Here is a 13296-nt window from a genome sequence, read left to right as displayed (position 1 = left end):
TCCCACTCTAGGACGGTCCCGACCGGTTAGGAAGGGACCACTGCCGTCATCCGCCCTCCTCCTCAGGGGGTGGGCGGCTCGGCGCGGACCGCGAATCCCCGCCGGGGCGGGGCCGGCGGCGCTCCTGGCACGGGGAGGGGCCTCAGCCGATGGCCGGGTCCCCTCCCACCAGCTCACTCCGGCTACGGCAGGGTCCACTTCTGGTTCGCGTTGGTGTGGCAGGTCCACAGGTGCACGGGGGTGCTGTCGGTGGAGGTGTTGCCGGAGACGTCCAGGCACTTGCCCGACCCGGTGTTACGCACCGTCCCGTCGGCCTGCGCCGACCAGTTCTGCGCCCCCGAGCCGTTGCACGACCAGAGCTGGATCTTCGTACCGTCGGCGGTACCCGCCCCCGACACGTCCAGACACTTGCCCAGGGCCTTGACGGTGCTGTTCGGCGACACCGTCCAGGTCTGGGCGGCACCGCCGTTGCAGGTGTAGATCTGGACCTGGGTGCCGTCGGCGGACGCGCCACCGCGCACGTCGAGACACTTGCCGCCCAGACCCCTGACCGGGCCGGTGCCGTTCGTGGGGGCCGGCGACCGGACCAGGGTCACGTCGTCGACGTCGAACAGGCCCGCCCCGGTGCCGGCGAAGGTGAGGTACAGGTTCTGGTTGCCGGCCGGCACCCCGGTCAGCGGGGCGCTGACGTCGGCGTACGTCGTCCAGCTCCCGGTGTTGGGCACCGCCACCTGGCCGAGCACGGCGCCGGTGGCCGAGCCGGTGCGGAACTGGATGGTCCCGCCGGGGCCGCCGGAGACCACCCGGGCCCGCACCGAGGTCACCCCGGTCAGGTCCAGGCCGTGGTAGCCGGCCCAGTCGCCCGGGTCGACGTACCCCAGGGTCTGGCCGCCGTTGGCCCCGGCCTTGGGGTATGCGCTGACGCCGCTCGCGGCGCTGTACGTCTCGGCCTGGAAGGTGGTGTTCCCGGTCGGCGGGCCGCCCAGCTCCCTGATCCGGATGTTGCGGAACGCGGCGTCGTCGCCGGTGCCGTGGTTCTGGATGCCGATGTGGCCGGCGAGCGAGCGGGCCGGGTCGGTGTTGGTGAAGTCGTTGATCCTCACCCCGTTGAGGAGGACCTGGAGCCGCTCCCCCTCGACCAGCAGCTCGTAGGTGTTCCACTCCCCCGGCGGGTTGAGCGCGGCGTCCCGGGCGGCCAGGTCGGCGGACTTGAAGGTGTAGACCGCGCCGGTGGTGCGGTCGGCGGCGTCGGTGGCGTCGATCTGCACCTCGTAGCCGTTGTTCACGGCGGAGTTCGGGTCGGTCGACGGCGGGAATCCGACGAACACGCCGGAGTTGTCGTCCCCGGCCAGCTTCCAGTCCAGCTTGAGCGAGTAGTTGGTGAACTGCTTGGCGCTGTACCAGTACAGGCCCATCCCGCCGACGGAGGTGAGGGTGGCGTCGGCGTTGGTGAAGCTCCCCGGCCCGGCCTGGGACCAGCCGGCGGTGGAGCCGTTGTAGAGGGGGGTGTAGCCGGCCTCGGGCCGGCAGTCGGCCTTCGCCCGGCCGGCCGCGTACCGGATGCCGCCGAGCAGGTGGGAGCGGAAGGCCGGCTCGGCGTACGACGCCTGGGTGTGCCCGCCGCCGGTGTAGAAGGCCCGGCCACCGGTGTACGTCTTGCACCAGGAGTGCGGGTGGTCGCCGCCCATCGACCCGCCGGAGTACGACGACTCGTCGAGGGTCGCCAGCACGCGCGCGGTGGAGCGGGCGTTGGTGCGGTAGTTGTACCACTCGTCGGTGCGCGGCCAGGACTGCGGCAGCGCGGCGGTGGCGGCGTGCGCCCGGTCCTCCACCTTGACGGTGGCCTGCTGGATGGCCGGGTGGGAGGCGAACCAGGCGCCGACGAGGTTGCCGTAGAACGGCCAGTCGTACTCGGTGTCGGCGGCGGCGTGCACGCCGACGTAGCCGCCGCCGGCGCCGATGTACGACTCGAAGGCGGCCTGCTGGGTCGCGTCGAGCACGTCGCCGGTGGTGTTGAGGAAGAGCACCGCCTCGTACCTGGCGAGGTTGGCGGTGCTGAACGCGGTGGCGTCCTCGGTGGCGGTGACGGTGAAGCTGTTGGCCGCGCCGAGGTCACGGACGGCCTGGGTGCCGACCGCGATGGAGTCGTGCCGGAAGCCTGCGGTCTTGGAGAAGACCAGCACGTCGTAGGGGGCGTCGGCGGCCGAGGCGGGGGTGGCGGGGATGGTGCAGGCGAGGACGGCGAGGGCCGTGCTGGCCGCGCCGAGGACGGGACGGAGGAGTCTGCGCATGTCGCTCTCCTGGGGCTTCGCGCTGCGGGAGGGTGGGGTCGACCGGGCCCCCTGCGCGACGGGGTCCGTCGGCAGGGAGCCCTTCCTCGCACCCGGCTAGGGCAGGGTCCACTTCTGGTTCGCGTTGGTGTGGCAGGTCCACAGGTGCACGGGGGTGCTGTCGGTGGAGGTGTTGCCGGAGACGTCCAGGCACTTGCCCGACCCGGTGTTACGCACCGTCCCGTCGGCCTGCGCCGACCAGTTCTGCGCCCCCGAGCCGTTGCACGACCAGAGCTGGATCTTCGTACCGTCGGCGGTACCCGCCCCCGACACGTCCAGACACTTGCCCAGCGCCTTCACCGTGCTGTTCGACGTCACCGTCCACACCTGCGCGGCACTGCCGTTGCAGGTGTAGATCTGGACCTGGGTGCCGTCGACGGACGCGCCACCGCGCACGTCGAGACACTTGCCACCCAGACCCCTGACCGGGCCGGTCCGGGTGGTGACGGTGGTGGTGTCCAGGGTGAACGCGTCCAGGTCGTAGAGCGCCCCGGCCCCGCCCGCGAAGGTGAGGTACAGGGTGGTGGTGCCGGTTGGCGCACCGGAGACCGCGCCGGTGACCGTGGTGAACGTGTCCCACGCCCCGGTGACCGGCACGGTGGCCGAGCCGAGCACCGTGCCGGTCGCCGAGCCGGCCCGCACCTGGAGGGTGCCGCCCGTCCCCGCCGAGGAGACCCGGGCGCTGAACGAGGTCACGTTCCCGAGCTGGTACGGCTGGAACGCGATCCAGTCCCCGTTCTCGATGTTGCCGACGGTCTTGCCGCCCTCGGCGGTGCCCTTGTCGAAGACGGCGATGCCGGCCGAGGTCTTGAAGTGCTCGGCCTGCCGGTGCCGGGGCTGGAGGGTGTGCTGGGTGTGCGTGGTCAGCCCGCCCCGGTCGGTGTACTCGGCGTCGAAGACGGCGAAGATGTTCGCGGCGTCGTCGTGCTCGCCGTCGACCGGGATGGCGATCGAGCCGGAGCAGCCGACCGCCGAGGTGATCTGGTGGCCGTGCTGGTCGTGGCCGAGCACGTAGGTCATCTTGACCTTGGTGCAGTCGATCGTGCCGTCCTCGGGGTCGGTGACGGTGATGCTGAACGGCACGGTGTCGCCGAAGGAGAAGAGCTTGCCGTTGCCGGGGCTGTTCACGGTCACCGTCGGGGCGGTGTTGCCCACCGTGATGGTGACGCCGGCGTTGCCGGTGGCCCCCTGCGGGTCCCGCACGGTGAGCGTGGCGGTGTACGTCCCGTTCGCGGTGTACGTCTTGGCCGGGTTGGCGGCGGTGGAGGTGGTGCCGTCGCCGAACGCCCACGCGTAGGTCAGCGTCCCGCCGTCGGGGTCCGCCGACCCGGCCGAGGAGAAGTTCACGGCCAACGGGGCCGCCCCGGACGTCCGGTCCGCGCCCGCCCGGGCGGTCGGGGCCCGGTTGCCGCTGCCGATGTGGTCGAAGCGGTAGAGGGCGGAGTTGGCGTCACCGTTGAAGTAGCCGGTGCCGTAGTCGAGCACGTAGTACGCGCCGTCCGGGCCGAAGGCCGAGTCGATCACCTGCTTGCCGGTCCACGGGAAGGCGTCGATGGTGCCGGGCGAGCCGTCGGCGTTGACGTGGATCGGCTTGATCCAGCCCCGGCCGAACTCGGTCGCGAAGAACTGCCCGTCGAAGGACTGCGGGAACTTCGTCGTCGAGGTGGAGGAGGCGTTGTACCGGTAGACCGGGCCGCCCATCGGGGACTCGGAGCCGCCGCCGAACTCGGGCGGGGTGCCGGCGTCGCCGCCGTACCGGATCCAGGCCGGCTTCGCGGCCGGCAGCTTGCCCAGGCCGGTGTTGCGGAACGAGTTGTTGGTCGGCCCTCCCGCGCAGTCGTATTTGGCCCCGCCGGTGCCGGCGGCGAAGTCCCACTCGTTGTACGTCTCGGTGGCGGTGTTGGTGCCGGTGCAGTACGGCCAGCCGTAGTTGCCGGGGCCGGTGACCCGGTTGAACTCGACCTGGCCGCTGGGGCCCCGGGTGGCGCTGGTGGTGCCGGCGTCCGGCCCGTAGTCGCCGACGTGGACGATCCCCGTGGCCTTGTCGACGCTGAGCCGGAACGGGTTGCGGAAGCCCATCGCGTAGATCTCGGGGCGGGTCTTCGCGGTGCCGGACGCGAACAGGTTCCCGGCGGGGATCGAGTACGACCCGTCCGTGTTGACCTTGATCCGCAGGATCTTGCCGCGCAGGTCGTTGGTGTTACCGGCGCTGCGCTGCGCGTCGTACGCGGGATTGCGGTTGGTCCGCTCGTCGATCGGCGCGTACCCGGCGGAGTCGAACGGGTTGGTGTCGTCGCCGGTCGACAGGTACAGGTTGCCGGCGGCGTCGAAGTCGATGTCCCCGCCGACGTGGCAGCACATGCCCCGGTCGGCCGGGACGTCCAGCACGTCGACCTTGCTGGCCTGGTTGACGGTGAAGTCGGCGTTCAAAGCGAACCGGGACAGCCGGTTGACGCCCTGCCAGGCGGAGAAGTCGGTGCCGGTGGCGGGAGCGTCCCCGGCGGGGGTGGACAGCGGCGGCGCGTAGTAGAGGTAGATGTGCCGGTTGGTGGCGAAGTTCGGGTCGACCCCGACGCCCTGCAACCCCTCCTCGTCGTGGTTGTAGACGGGCAGGGTGCCGATGACCGTGGTGGTGCCGGCGGCGTCGGTGCGGCGCAGCGTGCCGTTGCGGGCGGTGTGCAGGACCGACCGGTCCGGCAGCACGGCCAGGGACATCGGCTCGCCGGTCTCCGCGACGCCCCGGGCCAGCTCGACCTGTTGGAAGTCGCTGCCGCTGATCACGTGCGCGGCGGCCGGGGTGGGGCCGCCGAGGGCGGCCGGGCCGGCGCCGAGGCCGACCGCGCCGGCGGCGGCGACGAGCAGCAGCGCCGCAGCGGCGGTGGGCCACCGTCGGGGGTGGTGGGTGAGTTCGTCCTTGATGGACATGTTTGTGCGGTCCCTTCCTGACGTCTGACTGCCAGGCGGGGCGCGCGCCGTCGCGCCGGATGCCGTAGCGGGGGGATGCGCTCGGGCTGTCGGGTGCCTGCCCGACCGCCGCGGCCTCCGGGCGGGACGGGTGCGTGCCCGGAGGTCACCAGTCGATGGGTCACCGCGCCGCCGGTTCACCTCGACGAAACACCATCGCGATACCCAGACATTAATGTCCGTGGATTGGGCGTGTCCATACCTTCTGACCGATCAACCTGAACTTTCGCTCAGGTCGGCAAAAGTTCCGCCCGCGCCGCCCGCGCCGCCCGCGCCGCCTTCGTCGTGGGTTCGCGGGGTTCGCGGGGGGCGCTGGGTCGCGGGGGATCGCTGCGGCGTCAGGCGGCGACCGCGAGCGGCAGGTCGCGGCGTCGCCGGATCGGGCTGACGAGGAGGACCACCACGGCAGCCACCAGCCCGACTGCCATGATCCACATGGTCGCGCGGAGCCCCAGGCTGGTTCCGAGCGCGCCCGCGAGCAGCGCCCCCAGGGGAATCGTCCCGTAGTTCAGCAGATGCATCGTCGCGACGACCCTGCCCAGCAGCGCCGCCGGGGTGTAGCTCTGCCGAAAGCTGCCCTTGATGACATTGCCGCCCACGATGCCCACGCCCACCCCCACGCCACCGACAACCGCCAGCCAGAGCCCCGCCCCGGGAGCTGACAACGGAATCAACAAGGCGAAGGGAACGCCCAGGCACTCGATGAGGAGGAGCCCGCGCGCCGTTCCGAACGTGCGGGCGACAAGCGGCGCCATCGACGCGCCGAGAACCCCGCCCACACTCATCGCGGAGATCAACAGCCCGGCCGCGGCGGCACTTGTGCCGACCTCACGGACCAGGAAGACCACGAGAATCGCCTGGTAGCCGGTGAGGGCGATGTTGCTCAGCGCACCGAAGAGCGTGAAGGTCCGGAGATACGGATCTCTGCGAACGAAGCTCAGCCCGACTCCGATCTCCCGCATCATGGACGCCCGGTGACCGCCGACGGCGTGCACTTCGTCCTTGACTTTGATCAGAAGCAGACACCACGACGAGACCAGGAACGTGATCGCGTTGACTCCGAGGCCGAAGACCGCCCCCACGGCCTGCGTGATCGCCCCGGCCAGGCCCGGCCCCGCCACCTGGGCGACCGACTCGCTGCCCTGCAACGCGGCGTTCGCCGCGGGAAGCTGGCGATTGTCGGCCACCACCGAGGGGAGGAACACCTGGTAGCTCGTCTGGAAGAACACGCTCGCCGCGCCGGTGAGCAGCGCGACCACCAGGAGGTGCGCGATGGTGAGCACACCTGCCCAGTAGGCGATCGGGGCGCTCAGGACGGTCACGAGGGAAACAAGGTTGCAGGCCAGCATCAGCGACCTGCGCGGGAGCCGATCCACCCAGGCGCCCGCCGGCAGCCCGAGCAGGAGCCAGGGCAGCCAGGCCGTCGCGGTGAGCAGACTGACCTCGAAGGTGCTGGCGTCCAGGGTGACGACCGCGATCAGCGGTAGCGCGACACGACTGACACTGGTCCCGAAGGCACTTGTCGTCTCGCCTGTCCACAGCAGCCGGAAACCACGGTTGCGCAGTACGGACTTCGGCGCCTCCGGCACGACTGCGGCGTCCGCGACGTTCTGGCCCGTCACGGCTCTCCCGGCTGCCCGTAGGCGAAGACGAAGACGGGCTGACGCTCGTCGTCCTCGCCCGGAGGCGGGCGATTGGACCACCGGTCCAGCACCGCGCTGAGCTCGCCGGACAACTGGGCCAGCTCTTCCGGTGTCAGATGGAGCCAGTAGCTGGTCGAGAACGCCGAGCCCGCCCAGTCGCCCCGGCTCTCACCGCTGCGCGACAGCCACGCGCGGACGATGCGGACGTGGTGATCGAGGTTGAGCGACTCGGCCGCCTCCGCCACGGCCGCACCAGCGGGGTCCGTCGCGAAATCGAGGCTCGACCATCGCTGCCCCGTGGACGCCAGCTTCCACCACCGTTCGCGGCCGTCGCGAGCCAGCTCGGGCGCCGCCTCGACCAGTCCACTGCGGTGCAGCACGCGGAAGTGATGACTGGCGTTCGCCACCGACTGCGCGGTCAGCCCCGCCACGGCGCTGACGGTGGACGGCCCGTGGACCTTCAGCACGTCGAGCATGCGCCGACGCAACGGATGCGACATGGCCGCCAGGACGCGGGAGTCGGTGATCTGACGGATGCCGGCTGTGTCCACGCCTGCACGTTTTCAGGTAAACGCATGTTGCGCAAGAGTTGTCGTGCAACTTGGCCGCCCCATCGTGACGCCGCTGGCAGGCACCGGAACGCAACCGCCTCGCTCTCGACTCAGGCGTACCCGGCACGCCGCCGGCCCGTCGATGACCAGATGCCCCGACCAGAGGCCGAGTTCGATGCGGGGCACGCCCCGCCCGACCGCCCGCCCGGGGGCGCGTCCGGCGACGAAGGCGGCGACGACGCCACCGGACGGCACCCGGGACGGACGGGACGGGCGGGGCTGGCAGGCAGGGCCGGTCGGCGTACCGTCCCTGCCTCCCCCGCGTCCGTGGTGCGTGGTGCGTGTGCCTGGTGCGTGGTGCCGTGGTGCGCGGGCTCCCGGCGCGGCCGGGGAATCCCGGTCCGGCCGCACCGGACGACCGTCCTGCTCTCGTACGGCGCGGGCCGCAGCCCGTCGTCGCACGCCCTCCGGAGCCGACCTCGTCCCCGCCGCGGGGCGCAACCGCGGCGGGTCCCTCGCCGGTCGGTCCGGAGAACCTCTCGGGCGGTGGCGACGGCACGCGCCGCCACCGCGGTTCCTTCACCGGCCGACGGTCGTCGCCGGTGTGCCCGGCGGTGGCGACCAGGGGCCGCCTCCGCCGAGGCGCGTTCAGGCGGGAACCGCCTCCAGCGTCGGTTCCACGCCGGTCCACGAGGAGCCCAGCTCCGCCGAGCGGATCACCGCGTCCAGCACCAACTGGACCTGCAAACCGTCGGCGAACGAGGGCGCCGGGTCGACGCCGGTGGCGATCGCCTCGACGAAGTCCCGCATCTGGTGGGTGAAGGAGTGCTCGTAGCCGATGATGTGGCCGGGCGGCCACCACGCCGACATGTACGGGTGGTCCTCCTCCGTCATCAGGATGCGCGTGAAGCCCTGCTCGGCGGCCGGCCGGGTGGCGTCGTAGAACTCCAACTCGTTGAGGCGTTCCAGGTCGAAGGCCACGGTGCCGAGCGAGCCGTTGATCTCCACCCGGAGCGCGTTCTTGCGCCCGGTGGCGAACCGGCTCGCCTCGTACGTGGCCAGCGCCCCGCCGTCGAGCCGGGCGACGAAGACCGCCGCGTCGTCCACGGTCACGGTGCCGGTGGCCGGGCCGTGGCCGTCGAGGGGACCGGTGCCGTTGGTGGCCTGCGCGGCCAGGCCGCTCGACGCCGCCGACAGCGGACGCTCCTTGACGAACGTCTCGGTGACCGCGCTGACCCCGGTGATCCGCTGACCGGTGACGAACTGGGTCAGGTCGATGATGTGCGCGCCGATGTCGCCCAGCGCGCCGGAGCCCGCCCTGTCCCGCTGCAACCGCCAGACCAGCGGGAACTGCGGGTCCACGATCCAGTCCTGGAGGTACGCCGCCCGGACGTGCCGGATGGTGCCGAGCCGGCCGTCGGCGATCAGCCGCCGCATCATGGCCACGGCGGGGACCCGGCGGTAGTTGAACCCGCACATGGACCGTACCCCCGACGCCCGCGCGGCTTCCCCGGCGGCGGCCATCGCCCGGGCCTCGGCCACCGTGTTGGCCAGCGGCTTCTCGCAGAGCACGTGCTTGCCGGCGGCCAGGGCGGCGAGCGCGATCTCGGCGTGGCTGTCGCCCGGTGTGCAGATGTCGACCACGTCGATCTCGTCGGACTCGACGAGGCGACGCCAGTCCGTGGTGTGCGCCTCCCAGCCGAGCCGGTCGGCGGCGGCGGCCACCTTCGCGGTGTCCCGGCCGCAGACCAGCGACATCCGGACCCGCGCCGGCAGGTCGTACACCCGGTTCACGGTGCGCCACGCCTGTGAGTGCGCGGCGCCCATGAACGCGTAGCCGACCATGCCGACCCGCAGGTGACTGTGGTGAGTGGACAAGGTGGGTCTCCCCCCGTGTGTCAGAACCCGAGCTTGAGGTAGCTGCTCGCGTTCTCCTTGGTGATCGTCTCGGAGGCCAGCACGATCTCCTTGGGTACCTGGAGCTCCACCAGGTCGGACATCCCCCTGCCCTGGCCGATGAGCCGGGCCAGCGAGATCGCGGAGGACGCCATGGACGGGCTGTAGGTGACGGTGGCCTTCAGGACCGTGTTGTCGGCCTGGATGTCCTCCATCGCCTTCTTCGAGCCGGCGCCGCCGACCATGAAGAACTCCTTGCGGCCGGTCTGGTTGACCGCGGCGAGCACGCCGATGCCCTGGTCGTCGTCGTGGTTCCAAACTGCGTCGATCTTGGGCAGGGCCTGGAGCAGGCCGGTGGCCGCCTGCTGGCCGGAGTCGGCGGTGAACTCGGCCGGGCGGCGGTTGGCCACCTTGAACCCGGCGGCGGCGAGGGTGTCGGCGAAGCCCTTGGAGCGTTGCTGGGTCAGCTCCAGCGAGTCGATGCCAGGGATCTCGCCGATGATCGGGCTGCTGACGCCCTTGGCCTTGAGCTGCGCGACGATGTAGTTGGCCGCGGCCACGCCCATGCCGTAGTTGTCGCCCATGATCTGTAGGCGGTAGGCCAGCGCGTCGGGGAAGGCCCGGTCCAGGTTGACCACCGGGATGCCGGCCTTCATCGCCTCCAGGCCGGCCGCGTTGAGCTCCTTGCCGTCGTGCGGAAGCATGACGATGACGTCCGGCTTCTGCGCGATCAGCGTGGACAGCGCCGCCCGCTGGGCCGCCGCGTCCGCACCGGCCTCGACGGTCTTGAAGTCCACGTCGGAGTACGCGCCGGCCTGGGCCTTGGCGTTGGCGGTGATGGCGGCGAGCCAGCCGTGGTCGGCGGCCGGGGCGGAGAAGCCGATGGTCACCTTTTTGCCGGGGGTGCTGTTGCCGCCGGCGGCGTTGTCGGCCGCCTTGGTCTGCGCCGCCGTGGGCGCCGCCTCGTTGCTGGTGCACCCGACGAGCAGTGCGCCGGCGCCGAGGGCGGCCCCGCCGAACAGCAGCCGGCGGCGCGACAGGTCCCGACTGTGCTGGGTCATGACGACCTCCTGGGAAGGGGTGGTGGGTGGAAAAGGGTGTGCGGGGCCCGGCCACCGTCGGTGCGACGGCGACCGCTGTGGTGCGGGGTGGAATCCGGTGGTGGTGCCCGGTCGTTGGATCAGCCGGTGGTGAGCCGGTTGCGGCTCAGGAACTGGGTGAGGCTGCGGAACTGGAACTGCTGGACCAGGACGGCGGCGACGATGATGCCGCCCTTGACCATGTTCTGGGCCTCGGTGGACAGGCCGTTGATGGCGAAAAGGTTGGTGATCGTGGAGAAGATGATCACCCCGAGCAGGGAGCCGACGATCGTGCCCCGCCCGCCGCTGAGCAGCGTGCCGCCGATGATCGCGGCGGCGATCGCGTCCAGTTCGTAGAGGTTCGCCATCGCCGCCTGGGCGGAGGTGGCCTGCGCGGTCAGCATGACCGCGGCGATGCCGCAGCAGAGGCCGGAGAGCGCGTAGAGCAGCACGGTGTGCCACCGGACGTTGATGCCGGCGAGCCGGGCGGCCTCCGGGTTTCCGCCGACGGCGACGGTGCGCCGGCCGAACGTCGTCCGGTTCAGCAGCACCCAGCCGGCGACCACCACGGCGGCGAGAATGTAGACCAGCAGCGGGATGCCGAGCAGATCGGTGCTGGCGATGCCGTTGATCGTCGCGTTGTCCGACACCTGGGTCTGCTTGCCGGAGATCTGGGCGGCCAACCCCCGGGCGGCCACCATCATGGCCAGCGTGGCGATGAACGGCACCAGCCTCCCGTACGAGATGAGCAGGCCGTTGACCAGGCCCACGCACAGGCCCACGAGGAGCGCGGTGAAGATCATGCCGCCCGCGCCGTAGCTCTGGGTGGCGAGCGTGGTGGACCAAACGCCGGCGAGCGCCACGATCGCGCCGACCGACAGGTCGATGCCGCCGCCGATGATCACGAAGGTCATGCCGACGGTGACCACGCCGACCACCGAGGCGAGCTTGAGGATGGTGAGGATGTTGTTCCACACCCAGCCGGAGTCGCCGTACAGGTCGGGCCGGGTGGCGATGCCGATCAGGATCAGCACCACCAGGACCCCGATCAGGGCCAGGTTGCGCCGGGCGCCCTCGCCGCCGTCGCCGCGCCACCAGGAGAGCCGGCCGGTTCCGCCGGACCCGTGGCCGGGGCCCTTGCCGACCGCCCCGGTCACGGCCGGGTCCACCGGCGGGGACTGGGCCGGCAGCGCCCCCGGCCGGTCCGGGGTGGCGGTGGGTGCGCTGTCGCTCATGCGGGTGCGCCTTCCATCAGGGACCCCGCCATGACGAGGTCGAGCACCGTGTTCTCGTCCAGTTCGTCGGCGGGCGCCTCGCGCACCGTCCGGCCCTCCCGCAGCACCAGCACCCGGTCGGCCAGGCCCAGCACCTCCGGCACCTCGCTGGAGACCAGCAGGACCCCGACGCCCCGGGCGGCCAGCCCCCGGATCACCTGGTACAGCTCGGCGCGGGCGCCGACGTCCACCCCGCGGGTGGGCTCGTCGAGCAGCAGCAGCCGGATGTCCCCGAGCAGCCAGCGCCCGACCACCACCTTCTGCTGGTTGCCCCCGGACAGGGTGCGCACCGGCCGCCGCACGTCGCGGGGGCGCAACTCCAGGGAGTCCGCGATCCGGCCCGCCTCGGCCCGTTCCCGCCCTTCGTTCGTGAAGCCGAGGCGGGCGTACCAGCCGAAGGTGGCCAGGGTGACGTTGCGGTAGATCGGCTCGCCGAGCAGCAACGCCTGGCTCTTGCGCTCCTCGGGTGCCATTCCCATGCCGGCCCGTACCGCCGCGCCGACGCTGCCCGGGCGCAGCTCGCGCCCGCCCATCCGGACCGTCCCGGCGTGCGCGCGACGCGCCCCGTAGATGGTCTCCAGCAGCTCGGACCGGCCGGAGCCGACCAGCCCGGCGATGCCGACGATCTCGCCGGCCCGCACGCTGAGCGAGATGTCGGCGAACTCGCCGGACCGGGTCAGGCCGTCGACCCGGAGCAGCTCCGCGCCCGCCCCGGAGCCTGCCGGGCGGTCCGGGAAGACGTACTCGATGGTGCGGCCGGTCATCCGGGCGACCAGGTCGCGGGTCGGGGTGTCGCGCGCCGGCAGGTTCGCCGCGGTGGTCCGGCCGTCCTTGAGCACGGTGACCCGGTCGCCGATCTCCCGGATCTCCTCCAACCGGTGGGAGATGTAGATGACGGCGATGCCCTGCGCGGTCAGCTCCCGGATGATCCGGAACAGGTTGCCCACCTCGTCGTGGGCCAGCACCGCGCTCGGCTCGTCCATGATGATCAGCCGGGCCTCGTGGGACAGCGCGCGGGCCATGCTGACGATCTGCTTGCCGGCCGCCGGCAGCGCCCGGACCATCCGCCCCGGCGGGATCTCGCCGTGGCCGAGCCGGCCGAGGATCTCCCGGGTCCGGCGGGCCATCCGGCCGCGGCGGACGAAGCCCGCCCGTCGGGGCTCGTGGCCGAGGAAGGCGTTCTCCGCCACCGACAGGTCCTCGACGAGGTCGAGCTCCTGGTAGATGGTGGCGATGCCGGCGCGCATGGAGGCCTGCGGGTTGGCGAACTCGGCGGGCTGCCCGCGCCACTCGACCTGGCCGGAGTCGGGGCGGTGCACCCCGGCGAGGACCTTGATCAGGGTGGACTTGCCGGCCCCGTTCTGCCCGAGCAGGCAGTGCACCTCGCCGGCCCGCACCTCCAACTGCACCCCGTCCAGCGCCCGTACGCCCGGGAAGGTCTTCACCACGTCGGTGAGGCGCAGCACCACCTCGCCGGGAACGGCGTCGGCGGGCGCCTCGACCAGCGGGCCGTCCGCCGGGCCGGCGGGCGCCTCGACCAGCGGGCCGTCCGGGCCGGG

Annotated in this window: 8 protein-coding genes; all 8 read right to left on the bottom strand. The window is 72.0% G+C overall.

Annotated features, from left to right (window positions below; translation table 11 throughout):
• Positions 1–182: 182 nt before the first annotated feature.
• The 8 genes from OG559_RS18815 to OG559_RS18780 all read right to left on the bottom strand — a co-directional run bounded on the left by OG559_RS18815 (position 183) and on the right by OG559_RS18780 (position 13206).
• A complete protein-coding gene (locus OG559_RS18815) occupies positions 183–2291 on the bottom strand; it encodes a ThuA domain-containing protein (RefSeq protein ID WP_405105480.1) in 2109 nt (702 codons plus the stop codon).
• Between the two features lie 96 nt (positions 2292–2387).
• Positions 2388–5255, bottom strand: coding sequence for a PQQ-dependent sugar dehydrogenase (locus tag OG559_RS18810; protein WP_405105478.1), 2868 nt, complete (start codon positions 5253–5255; stop codon positions 2388–2390).
• Positions 5256–5632: 377 nt separating this feature from the next.
• On the bottom strand, positions 5633–6916 hold the full coding sequence (locus OG559_RS18805; protein ID WP_405105476.1) for an MFS transporter: 1284 nt from the start codon (positions 6914–6916) through the stop codon (positions 5633–5635).
• Positions 6913–7488 (bottom strand): ArsR/SmtB family transcription factor, encoded by a 576-nt coding sequence (locus tag OG559_RS18800; protein ID WP_405105474.1) that lies wholly within the window; start codon positions 7486–7488, stop codon positions 6913–6915. The genes OG559_RS18805 and OG559_RS18800 overlap by 4 nt, the downstream gene beginning before the upstream one ends.
• Positions 7489–8136: 648 nt before the next feature.
• Positions 8137–9333, bottom strand: coding sequence for a Gfo/Idh/MocA family protein (locus OG559_RS18795; RefSeq protein WP_405116786.1), 1197 nt, complete (start codon positions 9331–9333; stop codon positions 8137–8139).
• Positions 9334–9386: 53 nt separating this feature from the next.
• Positions 9387–10445 (bottom strand): substrate-binding domain-containing protein, encoded by a 1059-nt coding sequence (locus tag OG559_RS18790; RefSeq protein WP_405105472.1) that lies wholly within the window; start codon positions 10443–10445, stop codon positions 9387–9389.
• 119 nt (positions 10446–10564) lie between these two features.
• Positions 10565–11698: an ABC transporter permease gene (locus OG559_RS18785; RefSeq protein ID WP_405105470.1), complete on the bottom strand. Its 1134-nt coding sequence runs from the start codon at positions 11696–11698 to the stop codon at positions 10565–10567.
• On the bottom strand, positions 11695–13206 hold the full coding sequence (locus tag OG559_RS18780; RefSeq protein WP_405116783.1) for a sugar ABC transporter ATP-binding protein: 1512 nt from the start codon (positions 13204–13206) through the stop codon (positions 11695–11697). The genes OG559_RS18785 and OG559_RS18780 overlap by 4 nt, the downstream gene beginning before the upstream one ends.
• Positions 13207–13296 lie beyond the last annotated feature (90 nt).

The sequence above is a fragment of the Micromonospora sp. NBC_01405 genome (genome assembly GCF_045040155.1).
Taxonomy (GTDB): Bacteria; Actinomycetota; Actinomycetes; order Mycobacteriales; family Micromonosporaceae; genus Micromonospora.
This window is presented reverse-complemented; position numbering and strand designations above follow the sequence as displayed.